Source organism: Streptomyces sp. NPDC051104 (assembly GCF_040682835.1).
Lineage (GTDB): Bacteria > Actinomycetota > Actinomycetes > Streptomycetales > Streptomycetaceae > Streptomyces > Streptomyces cynarae.
On the sequence record NZ_JBFBBS010000037.1, the window covers coordinates 12327 to 36918 of the forward strand.

Consider the following 24592-nt stretch of genomic DNA (forward strand, 5'->3'; position numbering starts at 1 on the left):
GACCTCTCCGGCCGCGTGAGGCCCGCCAGTTCGCGAGGTCGAGTGTGGCGTGGCGGCAGGCGTCGTGGTTCTTCGAGCGTGCCGCCCATGGTGTGCCGCGGCCGCAGGCGGACAGCCGATTCGGCCCGGTCCCGAACCGGACGACGGGGCACGCTCGGAGTAGTCGCCCACCTCATCGCACGCCGAGGATTTCTTACGTCGGCGATCAGGACAGGCGCGCTGGTTCGCGCGCCTTACATTGCCCATCGCGTTGGCGGGAGGGACAGGCATGGCGCAAGCAGCCGGATTTCTCGCGGAACTGCCCGGCACGGCGCTGCGCGCCGCCCGGGTCGGCGGCACCGTGTTCGGCTATGCCGTGGTCTCAGGGCCCACCGTACTCGCCGCGCGCCTGCGCCGACGGCAGTGGGCACACGCGGGCGAGCGTCTGTCGTCGCTGCTGACCTCGCTCGGGCCGTCGTACATCAAGATCGGCCAGTTGCTCAGCACGCGACGCGATCTCCTGCCGGAGCAGGTGTGCACGGAGTTGGGCCGGCTCTCAGATGCCACGCCTCCGCCTCGGCGGGACCGCCTCGAAGGTGTTCTGCGCCGCGCCTACAAGGGGCGGGCGTGGCCGTTCGCCGAATTCGATCCGACGCCGGTGGCCACCGGGAGCATCGCGACGATCCACCGCGCTGTCACCCTCGATGGCCGGCAGGTGGCGGTCAAGGTGCGGCGGCCGGGTATCGGCCGCGTGATGCGGCGGGACTTCCGGCTGACCGGGATGGCCATGGGCGCCATGCAACGGTTGCCGAAGCTGCGGTCGATGCCCTTCAAGGTCATGCACGCGCAGGTGGGCGGCGCGATCCTGCACCAGTTGGACTTCACGGCGGAGCGTGAGGCGCTCGGCGACCTGCGTACAAACCTGAGCGAGTTCGCCTGGGTTCGGATTCCGGCGCCGCTGCCTGATCTGTGCTCCGAGAACGTGCTGGTGATGGAGTACGTGGAAGGGCTGGCCCGTACGGCACCCGAGTCGCTGTCCGCGGACGCGCGCAAGGCCGCGGCGCGCCGGGTGATGTCGATGGTCTACGAGATGCTCTTCGTGGACGGACTGGTGCACTGCGATCTCCACCCGGGAAACCTCTACGTCAACAGCGACGGTTCCCTGGTCGTCCTCGACGCGGGTTTCGTGATCAAGCTCTCGGAGCAGGTACGCGCCTCCTTCGCAGACTTCTTCATCAACATGGCCATGGGCAATGGCCCGCTCTGCGCCGAGATCATCATCGAGAGCGCGGCCAGTATCGCCGAGGGTTGCGATCTCGACGGATTCCGAGCGAGTCTCACCGAACTCGTCACCGAGTCGACGGGAGCCAGGTCCAGTGAATTCAACCTGGCGAAGTTCGCCGGACGACTCTTCGATCTCCAACGGCGTTTCGGACTGTATCCGGTGCCCGAGTTCGCATTTCCGCTCCTCTCGCTTTTGGTGGTCGAGGGAATCGTGCAGGGCCTCGATCCGGAACTCGACTTCCAGGCGGAGGCGATGCCCGTACTCCGCCGCAGGAACATCCCACGTGCTTCGGTCGGCTCATGACAAGAAAGGTGTGCAGATGGATGTGAATTCCGGAGTCCGCGTCCCACTGATCGACGAGGCGGACGCGACAGGACGTCTGGCGGAACTCTACGAGCGCGCCAAGAAGGTCACCTCGCTGGACTTCGTGCCCGACATGTTCCGACTGGTCTCGTCCAAGCCGGAACTCCTCGAGACGATGCTCGCCGGTTACAACGGCGTCTTCAACCACGGGAACCTGCCCCGGCAGACCAGGGAGCTGATCTCCGCCTGGACGTCGAAGGTGAACCAGTGCCCCTACTGTGTCGGCACGCACAACTTCTTCCTGCAGGTCTTCGGCGGCACCGAGGAACTGGCCCACGCGATCGAGGCCGCGGACTCTCCCGACGACCTTCCCGTGGACGAGCGTACCCGCGTGCTGCTGCGGCTGGTGACCAAGCTCAGCCGCAGCGCCTACCGGATCACCGACGAGGACTGGCAGGTGGCGCTGGACGCCGGCTGGACCACCGACGACCTGCTCGAGGCGTTCTTCTGCGCGGCGCTGTTCAACTTCATCACACGCCTGGTGGACGGTCTCGGGCTCGGCACCACGGTCACCAGGAGCCGCATCTCCCAGCAGGAGCTGCCCGACGACTCCTCATCGGCCGCGCCCGCCGCGGGCGACTGAGACGGGGCCGACCATGAATCCGTCCCGCGCGGTTCTGATCACCGGGGTCTCCTCGCTGAGCGGGCTCTCCTCGGGTACCGGAAGGGCCCTCGCGTTGCGGCTGCACCGAGCAGGATGGCCGGTCTACGCGAGCGGCCGGAGCCTGGAGGGTCTCAAGGACCTGGCGCAGGAGGGCATCACCACCCTGCGGGTGGACGTCACCGACGAGGAGTCGATGATCGCGGCGGTCGACCGGATCACCGCCGAACACGGCGCGGTCGGCGTGCTGATCAACAATGCCGCCTACAGCCTGAACGGCACGATCGAGCAGACCCCCATGGAGGAGGTCCGCCGCCAGTTCGAGACGAACGTCTTCGGGCTCTCCCGCATGACGCAACTGGTCCTGCCGGGCATGCGGGAGCAGGGGGCGGGCCGCATCGTCCTCATGTCTTCGATCTTCGGGCTCTTCGCGACCCCGGGACGCGGATACTACGAGGCCACCAAGCACGCGCTCGAGGCGATCGGCGACTCGCTGCGGCTGGAGGTGCGCCGCTTCGGCATCAAGGTCGTGATCATCGAGCCCTCGCCCATCCTCGGCGCGTTCGTCCCCACCACCGTAGGCGACCTCGGACTCGCCCCCGGTTCCACCGACAACGATCCGTACGGCGATTTCTGGGAGCGCTTCGTCGTCTGGCACGGCGCCTACCGGGAAGTCGAGCATCCCAAGGGCCGCGGTCGTCTCTCGCTGCGCGCCGGCGATGTCGCCGCCCTCGTCGAAAAGGCGATCACCGTGCGCCATCCGCGGATCCGCTACCGCCTCGGCATACCGGTACGGCTGCTGCGGCCGCAGCGCGTGATCTTCGGGGAGCGGGCCTGGGAGAAGTTCGTCCGCACGTTCTTTCCCACGCCGTAGCCCTCCGCCCGCCGCAGTGTCGAATTCTCATTCGAGCGCCGTGGCCTTCTGGGCAAAGCGAGAGAAGGCCGAGGCGCTTTCAGTGAGGACAGTTGAATATGCGCGGTTCGTCAACAACCGAATTCACACGTCACCGCGAGAAGAGAGGGTAGCTCGGGATGCGCAAAATTCTGATCGTCGGCGCCGGGCAGTCTGGGCTGCAACTCGCGCTCGGGCTCCAGCAGCACGGCTACGACGTCACCGTGATGTCGGCGCGTACAGCCGACGAGATAGAGCACGGCAACATCATGTCGTCGCAGTTCCAGTTCGACAGCACGCTCAGATTCGAGCGCGATCTCGGCATCTACTTCTGGGACGGAAAGGCGCCGCGAACCCCCTTCACCCGCTTCATGGTGGGCGCTGACGGTGCCACTCCGGTCGTCGACTGGACCAGCCCGCTGAAGAAGCCGGGCGCCGACGTCGACCAGCGGGTCAAGATGTCCCGGTGGCTGCGGCTGTTCACGGAAAACGGCGGCAATCTGGTCATCCATGGCGCCACCGCCGCGGATCTCGACACCTGGGCGGGCAAGTACGACCTCGTCATCGTTGCCGCCGGCAAGGACGGACTGGCCGAGGTGTTCGAGCGCGACGCGTCCCGATCGCCTTTCACCGCCCCGCAGCGGATGCTCTCGGTCGTCTACGTCAACGGCTACCAGCCAGACCCGGCCGCCCCCGGCGACCACACGGTCGAGTTCCACATGCTGCCGGGCAAGGGCGAGATGATCGTCATGCCCGCGCTCACCGTTTCGGGCCCCTGCCACATCCTGTTCTTCGAGGCCATCCCCGGCGGGCCGCTGGACGTGTTCGGCGACATCCAGTCGCCCCAGCAGCACCTGGAGCGCTTCGTCGAGCTGCTCGAACTGCACGTGCCGTGGGCGCGCGAGCAGTACACCAAGCTGGAGCTCACCGACACGGGCGCCTCGCTGCGCGGCGGGTTCGCCCCCGTCGTCCGTCATCCGGTCGCGACGCTGCCGTCCGGCGGCCTCGTCCTGGGCATGGGGGACGTCATCGTCGCCAACGACCCCATCACGGGTCAGGGGTCGAACATGGCCGCCAAGTTCGCCTCCGTCTACCTCGACGCCATCCTGGAACGTGGAGGCCAGCCGTTCGACGGTGCGTTCATGCAGCACACCTTCGAGACGTTCTGGACGCTGCACGGGCGCGCGACCACCGAGTGGACGAACATCATGCTCCAGCCACCGCCCCCGCACATGCTCGAGCTCCTGGGGGCCGCAAGCCAATTCACCGCGATCGCGCACCGCTACACCGAGGCCTTCGACGACCCCAACGACTTCCTGGAATGGTTCACCGACCCCGACAAGGCCGCCGCCTACCTCGCCGAGGTCGTCGGCGCCGCGGCCGGATCAGGCCACTGAAACCCGGGCATCATGGCGGCACGGGCGGCAGAAGCCGTGGCCGGCGGGTATCCCGTGCCGCCCGCCTGGGCACCCCTAGGCGCTAAACCGTAACGGAGTTATGGTAAAAAGCATGGAAAAGAAGCGCAGTTACAACGAAGGCTGTCCCGTCTCCCACGCGCTGGATCTCGTGGGGGAACGCTGGGCCCTTCTGGTGGTGCGCGAGCTGCTGCTCGGGGCGAAGCGCTTCCGCGACCTGAGGGACGGCCTCTGCGGCGCCAGCTCGAACATCCTGACGATGCGCCTTCGCGATCTGGAAGAGATCGGTGTGGTGCGCAAATACCGCGCCGGTGCCCCGGTGAGCGGCCCGGTGTACGAGCTGACCGACTGGGGCCGGTCCCTGGAGCCCGTACTGTTCGCGCTGGGCGACTGGGCGGTCGGCTCACCCTACTGGGACCGGCATGCCCCGTCGACCGTGGACTCGCTCCTGCTGTCGCTGCGCTCCCAGGCCATGTTCGTCTTCGCCACTGGCGCGCTGGTGGCCGGCACCTGCGACATGCGCATCGACGCCGATCACTACACGCTCCGTTTCGGCGACGCCGGCCTGGACATCACCCGCGCCGCCGCCTACGAGCCCGACGCAACCGTCCAGCTCGACGCCCACACCCTCAAGATGCTGATCACCGGTGACGAAACGCTTGACGATGCCGTCGGCGCCGGGCGTGTCGCGCTCCGCGGAGACGAGCGGTTGATCAGGTCCCTGATCAAGTAGTGACACGTGCGGGTCTCCCTGCCGGCCGGCAGGTGAAGCTTCACACCCGCATACCGCCGTTCGAGTGAACAGGTTGTGCGCATTCCGCGGCACCCCTAGGCTTGCGGTGCAAAATTTGAAGTAATCACTTCAAGATCTGGAGTGACAGCTATCGCCGCAGGCTGCAGAGCCTCCGGGGAGGAGTGAGCGCACCATGCAATCCGCCGAATCCGGGGCACCTGCACCCCACAAGGGCTGGACACTGGCCCTCAGCTCGGTGGGCGTCTTCATGGCCGCCCTGGACGCCCTCGTCGTCACCACCGCCCTGCCGGTGCTGCGCACCAGCCTCAACGCGAACGTCGGCGACCTCGAGTGGACCATCAACGCCTACGTCCTCACCTTCGCCTGCCTCCTGCTGCCCGCAGCCGCCCTCGCCGACCGCTTCGGGCGCCGCCGCGCATTCGCGGTCGGCCTCGTCATCTTCGCGGCGGCCTCGGCGATGGCGGCCCTCGCCCCGAGCGTGGGCGTGCTGATCGCCGCCCGCGCCGGCGAGGGGCTGGGCGCGGCCGTCATCATGCCCATCTCGCTCACACTGATCAGCGACGCCTTCCCGGTCGAGAAGCGGGGCGCGGCCATCGGCATGTGGGGCGCCGTCTCAGGCTTCGCGGTCGCGATCGGCCCGGTCATCGGTGGTGCCGTCGTCGACGGGCTCAGCTGGCACTGGATCTTCTGGTTCAACGTCCCCATCGGCGTGGTGGCCGGCCTGCTCTCACTGCTGCGGCTCACAGAGAGCTACGGACCGCGCCAGCCTCTCGACCTGTACGGTCTGGCCCTGGCCTGCGCCGGCTTCTTCCTTCTGGCCTGGGGGCTGGCTCGGGTCAGCAGCGTGGGGTGGGCCAGCTCGCAGGTCGTCGTCTCGCTGATCGCCGGAGCGGCCGTGGTGGCAGTGTTCCTCGTGGTCGAGGGACGCAGGCGAGCGCCGATGGTACGTCTTGACCTGTTCCGCAACCGCGCCTTCAACGCGGCGAGCTGGGTCACCTTTTTCATGTACGCCGGACTCTTCGGCGCGCTGTTCTTGATGTCGCAGTTCCTCCAATCCGGGCTCGGCGACAGCCCGCTCAAGGCGGGCCTGCACCTGCTCGCCTGGACGGCCGTGTCCATGTTCATCGCCCCCGTCGTCGGCCCCCTGGCCGACAAGTACGGCAACCGTCCGTTCATGGCCCTGGGCATGGCCCTGCAGGCGATCGGATTCGGATGGGTCGCCCTGGTCGCCAAGCCCGGCATCGGCTTCGGCGGGGTCATCGCAGGGCTGCTCGTCGCCGGAGTCGGCATCGGCATCGTCTTCCCCACCGTCGCGAACGGGGTGATGACCTCGGTGGGTCCGGACGAAACCGGCATCGCCTCGGGTACCAGCGCGACGCTGCGCGAACTGGGCGGCGTCTTCGGAGTGGCGTTCACCGCAAGCGTCTTCGCCCACGCCGGCAACTACACATCTCACCAGACCTTCATCACCAACTTCAGCCATGCGCTGGGGTTGTGCGCGGTGCTCTCGGCGGTCGGCATCTTCGCATCGCTGGCGTACCCGACGCACCGCGCCCCCGCCTATGCCCCCGCCCCGGCGGTGCAACCTGCCGAAACGGCTGTTCCGTTGGTCAGCGACTGATCCACCGAGAAAGGAGACGAGGCCCGCGCTTCCTGCACCGGCGACGCACATCCTCTTCCCACCCATCGCCGGTGCGCACGACCCTGTTCCCTGCATGAACCCGCCACCGGTTCCCGTTGAGCCGGCGACCGTGGTGATCCGAAACATACGAACGAAACGAGGTAAGGATCTTGACTACCGAAGCCCAGAAGCAGGAAGAGGCGGCCATCCTCGACGTCGTCAAGGGCGTCTACCAGGCCTGGAACAACGCTGACCCGGACGCGTTCGTCGCCGAGTACTTCGACGACGCCAGCGCCATCCTGCCCGGCTCGTACCTGAAGTCGCGCCAGGAGATCCACGATGCCATGGCGTTCTCGTTCAGCGGGCCTCTGAAGGGCACGCGGACATCCGACAATGTGCTCGACGTCCGTTTCCTGAACGACGAGGCAGCCGTGGTCATCAGCGAGACCGGCGTCCTGATTCCCGGAGAGACCCAGGCTCCGCCCGAGCGGACGGTATACGCGACCTGGGTGCTCGCCAAGAAGGACGGCAAGTGGCAGCTTGCGGCCTACAGCAACAGCCCCTCGGTCGCGCCCGGCCGGTCGTAACCGGGCTGCCATGACCGTGCCCCGTCCCGGTCGCCGGGACGGGGCACAGCAGCGTTTTCCGGCGGATCGCTTGAGCCTGTGCTCGCGTGTGGCCTCCGGAAATCGCCATGAACCATCGGACAGGCGAACCAAACGCTCACTTGGCAAGCTTGAGCTCAGGGTGATAGACGTCCAGCCACACAGCGAGGTCGAGAGCCCGCTCCAGCCCCAGCCGCGTCAGCCGGTCCATCACGGACGGGTCGCGCTGTGTCGCAGCCTCGAGCCAGCCCCGGTCCACCAACTCGAACACTTCATGACCTGGGCGCGTCAGCAATTCCTTGCCCTGGTGCTGGAGCTCCCGGCTGTAAAAGGGGTCCTGAGTCGACGGATAGGGGCTCTTCGGCCGCCAAGCGACTGACTCCGGCAGCATCCCCTTGGCCGCTCCGCGCAGCAGACTCTTCTCCCTGCCGTCGTACGTCTTCAACGACCAGGGCGCGTTGTAGACGTATTCGACGAGCCGGTGGTCGCAGAACGGCACCCGGACCTCCAGCCCGACCGCCATGCTCATGCGGTCCTTGCGGTCGAGCAGGTACTGCATGAACCGGGTGAGGTGCAGATAGATCATGACCCGCATGCGGTACTCGAAGTCGTCTTCGGAGTCGAGCCGCTCGACTTCCCCGACGGCGCTGTCGTACCGGTCCAGCCGGTACTCCTCGAGTTTCAGCTGCGACACCAGTTGCGGGTCCAGCCCGGTGGCGTCCTTGTCGAACGGCCCCACGCTGACGGCGATCCATGGAAACACGCGTGCGCTCTGGATGGTAGGGATGTGCATGTGTTTGTACCCGCCGAACAGTTCGTCCGCCGACTCGCCGGACAGGGCGACAGTCGACTTCTCACGTATCGCCTTGAACAGCAGGTACAGCGAGAAATCCATGTCACCGACGCCCATCGGGACGTCGCGGGCGATGAGCGCGGCCTTGCGGACGGCGGGGTCGGCCAGCGTCTTCGGGTCCAGCACGATGTCCGTGTGCTCCGAGCCGACATGCTCGGCGACGTCGCGGATGAACGGGGTGTCCGGGGTGTCGCGCAGGTCGTCCGGCTTGAAGTTCTCGGCCTGGCCCATGAAGTCGACCGCGAACGTCGGCACCCGCTCGCCGGCGAGATGAGCCGCGGCCAGGGCGGTGAGCGTGCCGGAGTCCAGCCCGCCGGACAGCAGCAGGCAGCGTGGTACGTCGGCGACGAGTTGCCGTCGCACGGTGTCGTCCAGCAGTTCACGAACCCGCCCGACGGAGGTGTCCAGGTCGTCGGTGTGCGGCCGGGTCTCCAACCGCCAATAGGTGCGCTCTCGCAGGCCGGCGGCATCGACGGTGACGACTGTGCCGGGTCGGACTTGTTGTACGTCGGCCCAGATCGCGTGGCCCGGAGTGAACGCGTAGGAAAGCGCCTCGCGCAGCCCGTCCGCGTCCACGACCCGTTTGGCCAGAGGATTGGCCAGGATGGCCTTCTGCTCCGAACCGAAGAGAACGCCGTCGGGCGTCCGGTAGTAGAAGAGCGGCTTGATCCCCATCCGGTCGCGGATCATCACCAGTTTCTGCTCCCGCGCGTCCCAGATGGCGAACGCGTACATCCCGTTGAGTCGGTCGGCCACCGCCGCCCCCCAGCGCAGGTACCCGCGCAAGACCACCTCTGTGTCGCTGGAGGTGGTGAAACGCTCTCCACGCTGGGCCAACTCCTTGCGCAGTTCGACGAAGTTGTAGACCTCGCCGCTGTAGACGAGCGTCACATCGCCGCGTTCGGTGCGCACGGTCATCGGCTGGGCCCCGCCGACCAGATCGATCACGGCCAGCCTCCGGTGGCCGAGGGCGGCGTGCCGGTCGATCCACGTGCCGCAGGCGTCGGGACCCCGACACGCCATGGTCTCGGTCATCGCATCCAGGACTGTCTGCTCGTGCGCGAGGTCGCCGCCGAACGAGACCCAGCCGGTGATTCCGCACATCTGCCTGCCTCCTGTGGCCATCAAACAGGTTCGGTCTCGTGTCGATTCACGCGGCACCGCGCAACAGGGCGGCCGCCCGTTCGCCGATCATGACGACGGTCAGGTGCGTGTTGGCGCAGACCATGCTGGGCATGACGGACGCGTCCACGACATGGAGGTTTTCCACCCCGTGGACCGCGCATCGCTGATCGACAACTGCCCGCGGGTCGCCGGCCGGCCCCATACGCACCGTCCCGACCGGGTTGTAGGCGCTGTCGACGGCCCTCTCGATGTACTCGCGCAGGGCCTCGTCGTCGTCCATGACGCGCTGATCCAGGGCGACCAACTGCTCGCCCTTGTCGAAGATCTTGGGCGAACTCGCCAGCTCCCAGCAGCCCCTGACACCTTCCGCCAGCAGGCGGTAGTCGCGCTCATCGGAGAGGTAGCCCAGGTCGACGCGGGGAGCCGCATACGGGTCGGACGCAGCGAGGGTGACCCGGCCGCGCGAGTGTTGCCGACGCAGCACGACCATCACGCCGAACACCGCCCTGGCCCCCGCGACCTTCCGCAGTTCGGGGAAGTGGAGCGTGAGATCGAAACGGTTGACCATCGCGTAGTACTGGTCGTTGAACCGGCTGTCGGTCGTGCGGGTCACGATCTGCCCGGTCGACTTCCCCTCGTTCTCGTAGCCCGGCTTCGGCGTCATGAACACGCCGATGCGGGGCTGATCGGTCAGCCCCGCACCGACGCCGGCCAGATCCACCCGCACCGGTACTTCCAGCGCGCGCAGGTCCTCCGCGGGCCCGATCCCCGAGCGCAGCAGGATCGCCGGCGAGGCGACCGCTCCAGCCGACAGAATCACCCGCCGTGCGCGGATCGTCTCGAACGGACCGCCGTCCGCGGACAGAACCACACCCGCCGCGCGATCACCCTCGAACACGACCCGGTCGACGAGGGCACGAGACAGGATGGAAAGGTTCTCCCGGGCGCTCGCCGGCCACAGATACGACATCGCCGTCGACACACGGACCCGAGGATCGCGCCGATTCGACGGGATCGGTCCGACGCCGGTCGACTCGGGGTGATTGTGGTCCTCGGCCCACGGGTGGCCGGCGGCGAGACAGACCTCGAGGAACGACTGCTGAACCTCCGTCAATTCCTCGGAGCGCCACCGCCGGACGGGCACCGGGCCGCGGCGCCCGTGGACCTCACGGTCGCCGAAGTCCAGATCCTCCTCGAGCGCGCGGAAGACCGGGAGCACGTGTTCCCAGCTCCACAACGGGTTGCCGTTGTCCGCCCACTCGTCGTAATCCTGCGGGGTGCCCCTGATCGCGACCGTGTTGCCCACGGCCGAGGAGCCGCCGGTGACCTTCCCGAGCGGAAACATGACACGGCGGTTGCGCGTGAGCTGCGTGGTGAACCCCCAGCTGTGCTTCACGAGCGACATGGCGTTGGCGTCCAGCAGGTCGTCAGGGGCCGCCGCCTGCGTGGCGTAGTGCCGTCCGGCCTCGACCAGCAGCACGCGCCGGCCAGGGTCCTCGCTCAGACGGGCGGCCAGCACGGCGCCGGCACTGCCCGCCCCCACGACGATGTCGTCATACTTCTGTGCCGACATGCGCGCCCCTCACCGCTTGCGGGCGAGGCCGCACCACATGGGCAGCGGCTGGGGACCGGAGGCGTCCTGCGGCGGCCGCCAGAGCTGCGTCTCCACCACCCCGGGCGGTATGACGTCCAGACCGTCGAAGAACCGCTCGACCTCGGAACGGGTCCGGCGAACCACGGAATCGCCCGTCTGCTTGTCCATCTCCGTGAGCATCGCGTTCAGTGCCGTGTCCCCGTCGTCCTTCGCGAAGTGGGAGAGCGCGAGATAGCTGCCGGAGGGGACGGCGGCGAGCAGGTCGGCCAGAATCCGCTCGGGCCCGTCGGCGTCGTCGACGAAGTGGAGCACGCCGAACAGGATGAGCCCGACGGGCTGGGAGAAGTCGAGCGTCGCGGCGGCCCGGCGCAGGATGTCCTGCGGGTCGCGGAAGTCCGCATCGAGGAAGACAGTGTCGGGATCGGAAGCGAGCAGGTACTGCCCGTGGGCCGCGACGGACGGCTCGTTGTCCACGTAGACGACGCGGCAGCCGGGCGCCACCACGCGCGCGGCCTCGTGCGTGTTGCCCATGGTCGGCAGCCCGGTGGCCAGGTCGAGGAACTGCCGTATCCGGCACTCGCCCGCGAGATGTCCGACGATGCGCCCCAGAGCGTCGCGTGCTGCGTGCAGGTCGACGCGCACGCCCTCGACACCGCCGGGGTCCCCCGGCCAGTTGACGAACGCGTTGTCGCCGACGGCGCGGTCCGACGCGAAGTTCGCGGTCCCGCCGAGCAAGTAGTCCATGATCCGAGCCGTGTTGGGGATCATGGCGTTCACGCCGACCGGCGCCTCCTCGAGACTCGTCATCGATGAGTTGTCTGACATGCGGCAGCCTCCTTCGCGCCGCGGCACCGGAGCTCGCGGCATCCACGACACCAGCGTGACGCCGCGGGCGCGCCAGGGCTTCTCACTCCGTGCCCGGCACGCGCCGGGCAACGCCGGAGTAGTCCGCCGCGTCCGCCGAGGCAACGCTTGACGAGAGGGACCCACAACTCCGCTGCGTCCTGGCGACGTGTGCCTGTGTCACGTCGCGCTTCCGCAGCCCATGTCAGCGAGGGTGATGTATGACGGCTCAATACGATGACATTGTCGTCGGCGCCGGCTCGGCCGGCGCTGTGCTCGCCGCGCGACTGAGTGAGGACGCGTCGCGCCGTGTACTTCTCCTCGAGGCCGGGCCCGACTACCTGACGCCGCAGGAGACACCCCCCGACATCCGCACGGGCAACGCGATGTCCTTCCACGACCACGACTGGCAGTTCAAGGCGGACATCCACGACGGGCGCCGGATCCGCTACCCGCGCGGCAAAGTGACCGGCGGCTCGTCGGCCGTCGGCGCCACGGTCGCCCTGCGCGGTGTCCCCGGCGACTACGACGAGTGGGCGCAAGCCGGGAACCCGTCATGGTCCTGGCAGGAAGTGCTCCCGTACTTCCGGCGCTTGGAGGACGATCTCGACTTCGGCGGCGAATACCACGGCCAGGGCGGCCCGTACCCGATCCGCCGCTGGCGCCCGGAGGAACTGGTGCCCGGTCAGGTCGCCTTCGTCGAAGCCTGCCTCGAGGCGGGCTTCCCCGAGGCCAAAGACCACAACCACCCTGAGGCAACCGGCGTCGGCCCCATCCCGTCGAACCGGCGCGACGGACTGCCCCGGGTCACCACGGCGATGGCCTACCTGACTCCGGCGCGGGAGCGCCCCAACCTGGACATCAGGCCCCACACGGTCGTCGACCGGATCGTGTTCGAGGGGGCACGCGCGGTCGGCGTGACGGCGTCCGTGGCCGGCGGCACGTACGAGACGATCAGCGCCCGACGCGTGATCCTGGCGGCCGGCGCCGTGGCGTCGCCGACGATCCTCATGCGATCCGGCATCGGCCCCGCCGCCGACCTGCGACGGCTCGGCATCGACAGCCGCGCCGACCTGCCGGGCGTCGGCGCCAACCTCGTGGACCACCAGCGCACCGGCGCGTTCCTCGTGCCGCGCCCCGATGCCTGCGACCCGTCGGGCCCGTTCCTGCAGCAGATCCTCCGCACCACCGCGCCGGGCTCCGACGAGACGAACGACTTGCAGTACTACATGGTGAACCACTTCGACCTGACGCACTTTCCCGAGCTGCAGATGCTCTCGGGAACCACGATGATCATGGGCGTCATGGTCGTGTCGCAGCGCCCGCGCTCCCGCGGCACGCTCGTGCTGGCCTCCACGGACCCGCTGGCACCGCCACGGATCGAGCTGAACTTCCTCGCCGACGACGGCCGAGAGCTCGACCTGCTCGTGGAGGGCGTGCGCACCTCCTGGCGCCTGGCCAACCATCCGGGCATCCGTGGCCTGGCGCAGGGCTCCGTCATCCTGCGTGAGGCGGTGATCGAGAACGACGACATGATCCGGCAGTACGTCAGGACGAGCGTCGACAGCGCTTACCACCCGGTCGGGACGGTACGGATGGGGCCGCAGGAGGATCCCTCGGCCGTCGTGGACGAGCGGTGCGCAGTGCACGGGCTGGAGTCCCTCTACGTCTGCGACGCCTCGGTGATGCCCAACACGGTGCGGGCGAACACGAACCTCACCTCCATCATGATCGGTGAGCGGACGGCCGACTGGCTGCGCGCGTAGCCGGCCGACACGAACCGGCCGGGGCAGCTCAGCCGCCCCGGCCGGTTCCTTGTCCGTCACGCCCGTCAGGTCACCTGGCGCACCCTCATCGGCAGGCCGCCGCGGATCCGCAGGGTCAGCATCGCCTCGCCGGCCACCTTGTATCCGGGTATCTTCGTCAGACGCAGATCGCGTGCCACCGTGGCGAGTACGACGGTGGCCTCCATCATGCCGAGGCTGTTTCCGACGCAGAACCGCGGTCCCGCGCCGAACGGGATGTAGGAGTAACGGTTCCTGCCCGCCGACGCGGCCGGGGTGAATCGCTCCGGGTCAAAGCGCGTGGGCGCCGCCCAGAACGCCGGGTGCCGGTGGAGCAGATAGGGGCAGAGCAGCACGTCGGCGCCGGCGGCGACAGGGAAACCGCCGATCTCGTCGGCCGCGCGGGCGATGCGCGGTAGCAGCCAGACCGGAGGATAGAGGCGGATGACCTCATTGAGGACCTGCGTCGTGTAGGTGAGCCTGTGCAGGCTCTCGGCGGTCAGCGGCCCGCGTCCGAACACCTCGACAGCCTCATCGTGCAGCCGCTCCCACACCTGCGGGTGCTCGTCGAGCAGGTGGAACGCCCAACTGAGCGTGCTGGCGGTGGTCTCGTGCCCGGCGAGCAGCAAAGTGACCAGCTCGTCGCGCATGCGGATCCGTCCGACACGCTGGTCGGGTTCGTGGCGGAACGACTCGATCAGCCGCGAGACGATGTCGTCGCCGGCGGGCTTGACGGCACGATCGGCGGCCAACCGGTCGACGATGCGCTGCAGGTCCCGCCGGGCGCGCCGGAAGCGCGTCTGCAGAGGCAGCGGGAGCCACAGCGGCACCGTGCCCAGCGTGATGGCATCGAACATCGCCTGGTTCTGGACGGCCTCGAACGAGTCGCCGAGCGACTCGAAGGCGCCGAGGTCGGCGTCGATCAGCGTGCGCCCGAGCACGCCCAGAGTGAGCGCGGTCATCTCCTCACGTACGTCCACCGGACCCACACCGACCTGGGCGCGAAGCCGCGCCGTCAGCCGCTCGGCCTCGTCGCTGACGGCGGCGAGCTGAAGGGTGATCCGTTTCGGCTGGAATACCGGCTGGATGGTCTTGCGCTGCCTGCGCCAGAGTTCACCGTCGCTGGTGAGCAGACCGTCCCCGAGGGCACGCCGGGCGTGGATCATGCCGAGGCCTTTGGTGTAGTTCTCGGCATGGTCGGCCAGAACGTGCTTGGCGTGGTCGGGGTGGTTGAAGAAGTAGAGCGTTTTGGGGCCCAGCGGCAGGCGGACCGCGTCGCCGTATTCGGCAGCTGCCCACGCCATGACGTCGAGACGGCTCCGCACCATCCTGACCAGGACGGGGAGCATGGAGGTGCGTGGCGGCCCGGGCATCCGCCGGCGGGCCCGTGTGACCGGAGAACTCGTGGTGGTCACGGAACGGCCCGCCGGAGTTCGGCGAGCCCCGAGGTGATGCGTCGCCGCCAGAGTTCATAGGAGGGGACGTCGGAGCCGCCGACAGCCTCGCCGCGGCTCCTGTCGGCCAGCTCGGCCGCCTGTGCCGGCGTGATGCCGCAGAGCATGCTGGTCGCCAGCCTGGTGTGGGCCGTCACGAGATCGGTCTGGAACCGTGCGGTCGCGGCGAACACGGCGCCCTGCGCGACCTGCGGCAGGTGGTTTCCGGCGCGTCGCATGAAGGCCCGCAGCTCATCCCCGTCCAGTGCGCCCGCGTAGGTTGCCGCCAGGCCGGCACCGCTGTAGAGGTCGGGCCGCCGACTCTCGTCGAACGCGTCTATCAGGTCGGTTGCCCTGTCGGGGTCGGCTCCGCCGACGAACCAGATCGCCCGTCCGATGCCATGGTCGATCACACGGCTCGCGTACGGGGCCGGGCCACCAGCGGGCCAGGGGAAGTTCGACTCCTGATATTGCCTGTGCACGTACTGGTCGGTGTGAAAGTAGGCCTGGTGGAAGCCGTACCCGTCGAGAACGAGCCAGCGCAACAGCGGATCCGCCGCGGCGGCGGACGCCTTCGCCCAGCGGAACCGCGGCAACCGGGCCATGGCCCAGCCCACCCCGACGTACACCATGTACACGTGCTCCTTGGCCCGGCCTTCCAGGAACCGGCTCACGTTGCGGCCTCCGAACGGGAGGCCGTCGCGTATGGCGAAGCCCATGCCGGCACCTTCGTAGGCGAAACCGCGGAACTGCCACGGCAGCTCCTCAAGACGTGCCTCGGCGTCCTCCGGCCGGCGCGCCTCGGCGGCGTACGCGTACCCGGTGAGGAAGGTCTCGCCTATCGTTTCCAGCATCTCCCGTGCGGCAGCGCTCTTCACGTGGAAGCCGCGCACCGAAAGGTTCGCCTCCGACGTGCTCGGCGTCAGAATCCGGCGCCTGAGCGCTCGCCAACCACTGGCCATGCTTCTCTCCTTTCGGCGGGTCGCCTGTTACTCGGGCACCTGAGTGGGATCGTGTCAACCCGCGGGTCGGCTCGCCTACTCTCTGCTTGCCGAGATGACGGTGCGTCAGAGGGACGCGAACTCCGGGGCCCGCCGTGGCGTTGGATTGGCCTCGGGGAGGTGCCGGTTGTCCAGCTCCGGCAGCGCCAGCAGGATCGGCAGATCGGTCCTGTCCACCGTGCGCATCGGGATCCGGAGATCGACATCGTGGCCGGCGCGCATGACGACGGGCTTGCCCGCGCCCACCAAGAGGGGATGGCGCGCCCACGGGCGTGGATCGACGTCGGCCCAGCGCACCGCCACGGCGGCCGCGCGGACGTACCACTCACCGACGGGCACTGCACTGAGTCGGTATGTCAGCACTCGGCATGCGTCGGTGGGGCTTTCGAGGATGTCGCAGGAGACCGGCATCCCCTCGACGATGGGACTGTTGAACGCGCCGACATAGACGCGTAACGGGGTGCTGGTCGGTGGCAGCACCACCGTGCCGTGCACCGTGCCGGTCCGGCGGTCCATGTCCCTCCCGGAGCGCGGGAGCTGTGGCAGGCCGCTGTGGGACAGCGACCGGAAGCGGGTCGGTGATGCGCCGACACTGCGAGTGAAGCGGGTGGTGAACGTACCCAGGCTGTTGTAGCCCACCTGATACGCGATGTCGGTCACGCTCAGCGACGTCTCCAGCAGGAGATTTTTCGCGCTGTACAGGCGGATCGCCGTCAGGAAGCGCCCGGGCGAGGTACCGGTGACGTTGCGGAAGACCCGCGAGAAGTAGAACTTGCTCAGGACTGCGGTGTTGGCGATCTCATCTAAGGACAAGGGCTCACTGTAGTGATCCCACATCGTCGTTATCGCACGTTCCACCGCTAGTCTCGATACCTCCACAGGACCCCCCGTTGTCTGGTGCGGCTAGCCCATGATCGGCTGCTGAATCGCTTCGTCAGCCTCTGAGATGCGGTTAGATGATGCACATGTTCCCATCTCGCCCACTTCTTTGAAGTTGCCTGTATCGAATTTGCACCTGGCAGTTTCCTCGTGATTCCTGTGAATCAAATGGGCCAACGGGTCCTGTGTGACGGCTGGGGGCACTGGCTCGGACCAGCAGTCACGGTACGACGAACTGACCTTGACGGTGAATCGCCGGGGACGTCTATGGGGCCGCCACCCAATTCGATCACCGTAAATGGCAAGCGCCGAGTAAATTCCGAATCACTTGGCGCAGCCCCATCCGCGTCGGCAAGAACCCGATCGGGGTGGCGGTGTCTCGGGACGGGCGCCGGATCTACGGGGCCAACTGCGACTCGAACTCGGTGGGTGGTCCCTTGTCGAGGAGTCGCTCGCCAACTCCTGGGCTGTGCACACCCTTCACTTCTGACGCGCGCGGGCGATATCCATCGCCGCCGCCGCCTTGTCACCGTTGTCGCCGGCACCGACCAGCATGCTGCACACCAACGTCCGGAAGCAGGTGTCGGCGTCGTAGGGCTCGACGAGGTATCCGCCAAGTTCCAGCGTGACGAGCCCGTGGACCCCGATCCACATCTGATGGGCCACGCGCGCCGGGTCGTCGGTACGGAACCGGCCCGCCTTCATGCATCTGGTCACGGCGCCCACCAGTGTCTCCAGTGTGTAGCGGCCGTGCTGTCGTTCGTCGTCCGAGAGCGCGAAGCCGCCGAGGCTCGCTCCGCCGAACATGACCGAGTACAGGTACTGATGCTCCATCGCGTTGGCCCGGTACGCGTATCCGAGTGTCGCGACGTCGGCGACGGGGTCATCGGTCTGCGCGACCTCGGCCATCCGGTCGTTCAGGCGCCGGAAGCCCTCATGGACCATTGCCCTGACCAGGTCGTCCATACCGCCGAAGTGGGTGTACACCGCGGTGGTGGACGTGCCCACGGCGGCGGCGAGCCGCCGGGTGGACAGTGCGTTCGGACCCTCCTCCCGCAGGATGCGCGCTGCGGTCAGGATCAGATTCGCGCTCACTTCAGGGTCGGCTTGTCGAGGGCTCACTCTTGACATGATCGCACAGGCAGCCGAACATGACAATGTTACGTAACGCTGATATGTGACGGAGTGACGGAGGCGGGATGGGCGGCGCACCGTATATCCAGGCAGGCGGCTACCGACCGGTCTCCCACGAGGCCACCGTGTTCCAGCCGGATGTGGTGGGGCAACTGCCGCCCGAGCTGAACGGCACCTTCACCCGCATCGGACCCAACCCCCTGGGTGCCCCCGACGCGCGCCGCCACGCGTTCGAAGGGGCACCCATGGTGCACGCCATCCGTATCCAGGACGGACGCGCGCAGTGGTATCGCAACAGGTGGCTGCGGACGGACCGGGTCTGTGCCCATCTGGGAGAACTGCCTGCGCCGGGACCCCGGCACGGCCTGTCCGACGATGCCGGGGGCAACCTCGTCCAGCACGCGGGCTTCATCCTCGCGCTCGGCGACGGGGGAGTGCTGCCGGTCCAGATCGGCACCGACCTGGCCACCGCGGCCCGCGTCGACTTCGACGGAACGCTCACGGCCGGGTTCTCCGCCCACCCAGAGATCGATCCGCTCACCGGGGAGATGTTCGCGGCCGCCTACTACCACGAGCCGCCGTACGTCCAGTACCACGTCATCGGCGCGGACGGCAGGGTACGCAGAACGCTGCCGATCGCGGTGAAGAGCCCACCGATGATGCACGCCTTCTCGTTGACCGAACGCTACGCGGTCTTCTACGACCTCCCGGTCGCCTACGACCCGGCCGCAGCAGCCGGCGGCTCGCGCGTCCCGTACAGGTGGCGCACGGATCACGAGTCCAGGATCGGCGTGCTGCCACGCGAGGCCACAGCACCCGATGTGCTCTGGATGGATGTCGATCCCTGCTACGTCTTCCATCCGCTCAACGCCTACGAAAGCGCGAACCGGATCATCATCCACCTCGTCCGCCACCCGCGGGTCTTCGACCGCCAGCCGCTGCGGCCGGGCGAGACGGCCCCCACACTCTGGCGGTGGACGATCGACCCGCGCAGCGGCACGGTCGTAGAAAAGCAACTCGAAGAGCACGCCGAGGAGTTCCCCAGGATCGACGACCGCTACAAGGGCTCGTACAACCGGTACGGCTTCGCCGTCGCCATGTCGCCGTGCGGGAGCGGAGGCTACCTCGCCGGCCCCGGCCTCCTCCGCCACGACCTGGCCCTCGGCCGTACGGACACCCACGAGTTCGGCCCGGGACGGGAGACCGGCGAAGCGGTCTTCGTGCCGCGCAGCCACGACGCCGCCGAGGCGGACGGCTGGCTGCTGAGCCTCGTCTACGACGCGGCGGACGACCGCAGTGAACTGGTGGTTCTGGACACCGCCGACTTCACCGGAGAGCCGACAGCCGTCGTGCGGCTGCCGCTGCGCGTGCCGCACGGTCTCCACGCGACGTGGATCGCAGCCTGACCGACCCCGCGGCTGCTCTTTCGCGATCGGGCCAATTTGGAAGAAGGCGCGCGCCGCCGCCGTCCCTAGTCTCGTCCGGAGTGTTCGACTGGACGAGAGGAATGCTCATGGCGCTGAGGGGTCTCGGTCGTGCCCGGGGGGAGTTCGAGCACCCGGCAGCGTTCTGGTTCGGCGTGCTCGCGTCCACCGCGGGCGTCGCGCTGCATCTGCCGATGTACTTCGACGCGCGCGACATGCACTACAGCATGTCCGGGATGCACCCGGACGCCGCCATGATCACAGGAATGGCGCTCATCCTGGTCGGACTGGCCGCGGCGCTGTACGGCGTGCTGCCCGCGCGCGGAAGCGAGATCAAGAAGTCGGCGCAGCGCATCCGTGTCACAGCCATCGACGACGCCCCCATACGGGGTCAGCACATCGCCCTGCTCATCGTCCTCGCCATCGCGATCACGATCGACGTCATGAAGCCGGCGACACTGTCGTTCGTCGCGCCCGGTGTCGCCCAGGAGTACGGACTGAAATCCCCGGCCAACCCGCACGGGCATATCCCCGTCTCGTGGCTCCCGCTCATGGGGATCAGCGGAACGGTCGTCGGCTCCTGGATCTGGGGCTGGCTGGGCGACCGCATCGGGCGGCGCTCCTCGATCCTGCTCGCTGGAATCCTCTTCATCACCACCTCCATCTGCGGAGCGATGCCCGGCTTCTACTGGAACCTGCTGATGTGCTTCCTGATGGGGCTCGGCGTCGGCGGCATGCTCCCGATCGCGTTCGCGCTGATGGCCGAGACGATCCCCGCACGCCACCGCGGCTGGCTGATGGTGCTCATCGGCGGCGACATCGCCGGCGCCTACGTGGCCACGAGCTGGCTGGCCGGATGGCTCACCCCGACCTACAGCTGGCGCATCCTGTGGCTCATCGGCCTGCCCACGGGACTGCTGTTCATCGCGCTGAACCACTGGATCCCGGAATCACCCCGCTATCTGATCGCCCGAGGCCGGGGAGAGGAAGCCGGCGCGATCATGGCCAGGTACGGCGCCGCGGTGCAGGAGGTCTCGACCGACGCCGAGGGCGCCGGAGGGCCGGTCCGCAACAGCGACCAGCGACTCCTGCGGCGCCCGTTCGTCGGTCCCACTCTCGCGATCACGGTCCTCGCCCTCGGCACCGGCCTCGTGACCTACGGCTTCCAGCTCTGGGTGCCGACCAACCTGCAGCACCTCGGGTTCTCGGCGGTGAAATCGGACTATGTCGTGCGCAACGCGGCGCTGCTCGGCCTCCCCTTCACCGTGCTGGTGGCCATGGCGTACGGGTGGTGGGGAAGCCGCAGGACGATCGTCGCGCTCTCGGTCGCGTCAGCGCTGGCGCTGGGCGGCTTCGTGGTGGCCGGCAACTCACTTGTGCACCACCGCCTCGTGCTCTCGCTGCTGCTCGTCGTGCCTCTCTCCGCCATCAGTTCGGTGGCGGCGGTCGTCTCCGCATACGCCGCCGAGGTCTACCCCACGGTGCTGCGCTCGCGAGGTTCGGGCCTCGCGGCCGGCATGACCAAACTGGGCGGGGTGCTGATCATCGCGATCGTCGTCGCGGCCACGAGCATTCCCTCGATCGCCGTGACCGCGGTCATCGGCGCGGTGCCGCTGCTCCTGGCGGCCGTCCTCTTCCTGTGGATCGGCCCCGAGACCAAGCGTCGCAAACTGGAGGAGATCAGCGGCGAGTTGCTGGTCACCGCAGAAGCCGCCTAGTACATCTCGCCTCGAACAGAACGGCCCGGCGCCTGATGGCGCCGGGCCGTTGTGCGTGCCATGTGCGTGCCGACGTTCTCAGTGCCAGGGCGCCGTCGGAAACCAGATGTAGCCCAGCAGGTGCAGCAATCGCACATCCCAGTACAGGACCGCAAACACACCGGCGACCAGGAAACCCGAGGCCGTCAGCGCACTGACCCGGGCCGGGTTCGCCGCGAGCCAGCGCCCGGCCCGCCCACGCAGGACGATCGAGATCAGCACGACGATCAGCGACATCACGACGATGTTCCCGAGCGACTGGAGCGCGAACGCGGCCGCCCCGTACAGCGGGTTGTGGCGCTGCGCGGCACTGCGGAACATCGCGCCGAACAACGGGTACGGCCGCCCGATCAAGAAAGCGCCGATGAGCATACCCATGAGGATCAGCGGCGCGTTGCGGAAACGCCGGGAGACCGCGGCGAGCGGGTCCGGCACGATTCCCGCGGCCGCCAGCCCGAGCACGATCATGACGAGACCGATGACGCCGAAGTCGATCATTGCCTGGATGATCCGCGGCGAGAGACCGGGGGAGCGGGTGGTGGAGAACTGCGGCATGTGGGTGCCGAAAACTCCGACCATCGCGCCGTAGAGGGCCGAGAGCGGCAGCATGCCGGCGGCCAGCCAGCCGATCGGCCGTGCGATACGGGCCACGGACTCCCGACGCGACAACGCGGATTCGCCGACCAGGGGACCCACCGCACCCAGCACCATCACGTTGCACGCGGTGAAGGACCCTGCCAGACCCGAGACGAAGGCGAAGAGCACGCCCGACGCGATGCCGGCGATGGGGGTCGTCAGTGCGTTGTGCCCGAGCATGGCGTCCGCGCTCTTGAAACCGATCTGGTCGTCGGCCAGTTTCGGGGACCACGCGTACGCCAGCAGGAATCCGAGCATGAAACCGACCACGACCACAAGGGTTCGGCGCCGCGGAAACAGTCCGTTGACGAACATGGATGTCCCGGGCCGGGAAATCGCTGGTGGATCGGTGACGACGTTGGTCATAGATATCCTCCTGGAATGGCGATACGGCCGCACGACACGGTCGTCAGTCGCGAGTCTCAGACCCCATTCGCCATTCCGCTTCTTCGATCTTGCCCTCAATCGGCTTTGCGTAGATCGGCATCTTCAGGATTGCGCTTTTCGGCGCCGGCCACCTTTGGTAACGGCAAGGGGAGAGAAGCCCCGACGCAGGTCGGGCAGCCATCCTGGAGACGGCGAGCAGGCGCTCCCACGGATACTCATCCACGGACAACCGCGATTATGGGGAACCCATGGGCACTCAGCGATATGAAGTGGCAATCCTCGGGTCGGGAATCGGCGGCTCGATGCTCGCGTGCATCCTCGCCCGGCACGGGGTTTCGACGCTCCTGCTCGAAGGGGCGAGTCATCCGAGGTTCACCATCGGCGAGTCGTTGATTCCGGAGACCGGCCTGCGCCTGCGCATCGTCGCCGACAAATACGGCGTTCCGGAGATCGGGTGGATCGGCACGTTCCACAAGCTGCGCAGGCACGTGAGCAGCAATTGCGGAGTGAAGCGCTCGTTCGGCTTCATGTACCATCGCGCGGGCGAGGAGAACCGACCCGAAGAGATCAACCAGTTCGGGACGCTGACGCCGCCCGTCGGCCCCGACTCGCATCTGTTCCGCCAGGACACCGATGCCTACCTCGCCGCCCTCTCGGTCAAGTACGGCGCGACGTTCCACTCCCAGACGCGCATCTCCGACATCGCCTTCGGGGACGACGAGGTCACACTGCGCGCGGCCTCCGGCGAGACGTACCACGCCAAGCTCCTCATCGATGCCTCAGGCATGCGGTCGATGGTCTCCGACCAGCTCGGCATGCGCGACGAGGTGCCACGCTTCCGCACCGACACCCGCACCATCTACACCCACATGATGGGAGTCAAGAGCGCTGATCTGCTGTTGGACCCCAAGGGCCGACGCAATCTGATCTCACCGCTCGGTCAGTCCACCATGCACCACGTCTTCGACGGCGGCTGGATGTGGGTCATCCCCTTCAGCAACCACCGCGACGCGACCAACCCGCTGACCAGCGTGGGCCTGATGCTCGACCGGCGCAAGCACCCCGAGCCGCACGGGACGCCGGAAGAGGAGTTCCGCCGGATCATCTCCGCCTACCCGACGGTCGCGCGGCACTTCGCCGAGGCGCGAGCCGCACGCCCATGGATCCGGTCCGGCCGCATCCAGTACTCCTCGCCCCATCTGATCGCGCCCCGCCTCATCCAGCTCCCCCACGCGGCCGCGTTCATCGACCCCCTCTACTCCAGCGGCATGTCGGTGCTCATCGCCGCGGTCGACATGATCGCCGAGTCGCTGCTCAAGGCCGTCGCGGAGAACGACTACGCGACCGAGCGGTTCAAGTCCATGGAGGATGTGGTCAACCGCGGCTTCGACCACTACGACACGGTCGTGTCCGGGTCCTTCGACTCGTTCGCCAGCTACGACACCTGGAACGCATGGAACCGCAACTGGGTGATGGGGAGCCTGCTGGGCACGTTCGGCCCACTCTCGCTGCTGATGCACTACCACAAGACGAAGGACCGCTCGTACCTCGAGAAGACCACGGAGCCGAGCCGCATGGGCGTGCTCGGCAGCCATCTGCCGGGCGTCGTCGACATGGCCCAGGCCTCACGCGCCTACATGGACGCCGCACTGGCAGGCGAGATCACCTATGAAGAAGCGAGCGAGCGCATCTTCGCCCGGTTCCGCTCGATCGACTTCCTGCCGCCCTACATGGGCTTCGGCGACCCCAAGAAGACCGCCACAGCGACGTTCACCCTGCTCCCCGGTGCCCGCCACGTCACGTGGTACCGGATGCACGGCGACCCGGTGTACCGGGACAACTGCACCTTCCCACTGATGACGTACGCACGCGACGGTGCGGCCTTCGTGCTCGACGAGACGCGCGACGCATGGCGGCGCAGCTTCTCCGCCCTGCGCGACGTCTTCTTCGCGCACAACAGCGACTGGCGGCACATCGCGCCGGCGCTCGCTGCGCACCGAGAGCTCGTGACGCCGATCGCGGCGACCGAGCCCTTCGCGCACGAACTGGCCGAATTCGACGGCGTCCAGGCCCCCAGGAGCGCGGCCTCGCCGACCGGGGCCGGCTGAGCGGGCCGCACCGAGGCGTGGGGCCGCGTGTGACGGAGTAAGCCCCACGCCCCGCTCCATCCGCTTGCGTGGTGTTCGGGCCGCGCGTGCGGCCGCCCATCCGAAGAGACGCCCCCGCA

At 68.0% G+C, this 24592-nt stretch carries 19 protein-coding genes; 11 read left to right on the forward strand and 8 right to left on the reverse strand.

All coding sequences use genetic code 11. From position 1 onward, the window contains the following. Positions 1-268 precede the first annotated feature (268 nt). The 7 genes from AB0N14_RS32185 to AB0N14_RS32215 all read left to right on the forward strand — a co-directional run bounded on the left by AB0N14_RS32185 (position 269) and on the right by AB0N14_RS32215 (position 7497). Positions 269-1567 carry an AarF/UbiB family protein gene (locus AB0N14_RS32185; protein ID WP_366029231.1) on the forward strand — a complete coding sequence of 433 codons (1299 nt, stop codon included), beginning with the start codon at positions 269-271 and terminating at the stop codon, positions 1565-1567. Positions 1568-1583: 16 nt separating this feature from the next. Next, positions 1584-2210: a peroxidase-related enzyme gene (locus AB0N14_RS32190; RefSeq protein ID WP_366029232.1), complete on the forward strand. Its 627-nt coding sequence runs from the start codon at positions 1584-1586 to the stop codon at positions 2208-2210. 13 nt (positions 2211-2223) lie between these two features. Beyond that, positions 2224-3102 (forward strand): SDR family NAD(P)-dependent oxidoreductase, encoded by an 879-nt coding sequence (locus AB0N14_RS32195; RefSeq protein WP_366029233.1) that lies wholly within the window; start codon positions 2224-2226, stop codon positions 3100-3102. A 158-nt stretch (positions 3103-3260) separates the two neighbouring features. After that, on the forward strand, positions 3261-4517 hold the full coding sequence (locus AB0N14_RS32200) for a styrene monooxygenase/indole monooxygenase family protein (RefSeq protein WP_366029234.1): 1257 nt from the start codon (positions 3261-3263) through the stop codon (positions 4515-4517). Between the two features lie 112 nt (positions 4518-4629). After that, positions 4630-5268 carry a winged helix-turn-helix transcriptional regulator gene (locus AB0N14_RS32205; protein ID WP_366029235.1) on the forward strand — a complete coding sequence of 213 codons (639 nt, stop codon included), beginning with the start codon at positions 4630-4632 and terminating at the stop codon, positions 5266-5268. Positions 5269-5461: 193 nt separating this feature from the next. Next, positions 5462-6910 carry an MFS transporter gene (locus tag AB0N14_RS32210; RefSeq protein WP_366029236.1) on the forward strand — a complete coding sequence of 483 codons (1449 nt, stop codon included), beginning with the start codon at positions 5462-5464 and terminating at the stop codon, positions 6908-6910. A gap of 170 nt (positions 6911-7080) precedes the next feature. Continuing rightward, positions 7081-7497, forward strand: coding sequence for an SgcJ/EcaC family oxidoreductase (locus AB0N14_RS32215; RefSeq protein WP_366029237.1), 417 nt, complete (start codon positions 7081-7083; stop codon positions 7495-7497). Between the two features lie 136 nt (positions 7498-7633). Here the strand turns inward: AB0N14_RS32215 and asnB are convergent, their stop codons facing one another. Genes asnB through AB0N14_RS32230 form a run of 3 tightly spaced genes read right to left on the reverse strand, consistent with a single transcriptional unit; the run spans position 7634 to position 11912 of the window. Next, a complete protein-coding gene (gene asnB, locus AB0N14_RS32220; protein ID WP_366029238.1) occupies positions 7634-9472 on the reverse strand; it encodes an asparagine synthase (glutamine-hydrolyzing) in 1839 nt (612 codons plus the stop codon). Positions 9473-9518: 46 nt separating this feature from the next. Then, positions 9519-11066 carry a GMC family oxidoreductase N-terminal domain-containing protein gene (locus AB0N14_RS32225; protein ID WP_366029239.1) on the reverse strand — a complete coding sequence of 516 codons (1548 nt, stop codon included), beginning with the start codon at positions 11064-11066 and terminating at the stop codon, positions 9519-9521. A gap of 9 nt (positions 11067-11075) precedes the next feature. Then, positions 11076-11912: an SAM-dependent methyltransferase gene (locus AB0N14_RS32230; RefSeq protein ID WP_366029240.1), complete on the reverse strand. Its 837-nt coding sequence runs from the start codon at positions 11910-11912 to the stop codon at positions 11076-11078. Between the two features lie 239 nt (positions 11913-12151). Here AB0N14_RS32230 and AB0N14_RS32235 point away from each other — a divergent pair, with 239 nt between their 5' ends. Beyond that, entirely contained in the window at positions 12152-13696 is a 1545-nt protein-coding gene (locus AB0N14_RS32235; protein ID WP_366029241.1) for a GMC family oxidoreductase N-terminal domain-containing protein, read from the forward strand. Between the two features lie 65 nt (positions 13697-13761). Here AB0N14_RS32235 and AB0N14_RS32240 read toward each other — a convergent pair whose 3' ends face one another. The 4 genes from AB0N14_RS32240 to AB0N14_RS32255 form a co-directional block, all read right to left on the reverse strand. After that, the gene (locus AB0N14_RS32240; protein WP_366029242.1) at positions 13762-15063 is read right to left on the reverse strand and encodes a cytochrome P450; all 1302 of its coding nucleotides are present in this window, start codon (positions 15061-15063) and stop codon (positions 13762-13764) included. A gap of 62 nt (positions 15064-15125) precedes the next feature. Beyond that, complete coding sequence (locus AB0N14_RS32245; RefSeq protein WP_366029243.1) at positions 15126-16109, reverse strand: DUF1702 family protein; 984 nt, start codon at positions 16107-16109, stop codon at positions 15126-15128. 105 nt (positions 16110-16214) lie between these two features. Continuing rightward, complete coding sequence (locus tag AB0N14_RS32250) at positions 16215-16985, reverse strand: helix-turn-helix transcriptional regulator (RefSeq protein WP_366029264.1); 771 nt, start codon at positions 16983-16985, stop codon at positions 16215-16217. 522 nt (positions 16986-17507) lie between these two features. Next, entirely contained in the window at positions 17508-18158 is a 651-nt protein-coding gene (locus AB0N14_RS32255) for a TetR/AcrR family transcriptional regulator (protein WP_366029244.1), read from the reverse strand. Between the two features lie 68 nt (positions 18159-18226). On the opposite strand from AB0N14_RS32255, the gene AB0N14_RS32260 reads away from it, so the two are divergent. Continuing rightward, positions 18227-19567, forward strand: a complete 1341-nt coding sequence (locus tag AB0N14_RS32260) for a carotenoid oxygenase family protein (protein WP_366029245.1) — start codon at positions 18227-18229, stop codon at positions 19565-19567. 107 nt (positions 19568-19674) lie between these two features. Next, positions 19675-21303, forward strand: coding sequence for an MFS transporter (locus AB0N14_RS32265; protein WP_366029246.1), 1629 nt, complete (start codon positions 19675-19677; stop codon positions 21301-21303). Between the two features lie 78 nt (positions 21304-21381). Here the strand turns inward: AB0N14_RS32265 and AB0N14_RS32270 are convergent, their stop codons facing one another. Next, positions 21382-22344 carry a hypothetical protein gene (locus tag AB0N14_RS32270; protein WP_366029247.1) on the reverse strand — a complete coding sequence of 321 codons (963 nt, stop codon included), beginning with the start codon at positions 22342-22344 and terminating at the stop codon, positions 21382-21384. Between the two features lie 269 nt (positions 22345-22613). On the opposite strand from AB0N14_RS32270, the gene AB0N14_RS32275 reads away from it, so the two are divergent. Then, positions 22614-24473 (forward strand): tryptophan 7-halogenase, encoded by a 1860-nt coding sequence (locus tag AB0N14_RS32275; RefSeq protein WP_366029248.1) that lies wholly within the window; start codon positions 22614-22616, stop codon positions 24471-24473. Positions 24474-24592 lie beyond the last annotated feature (119 nt).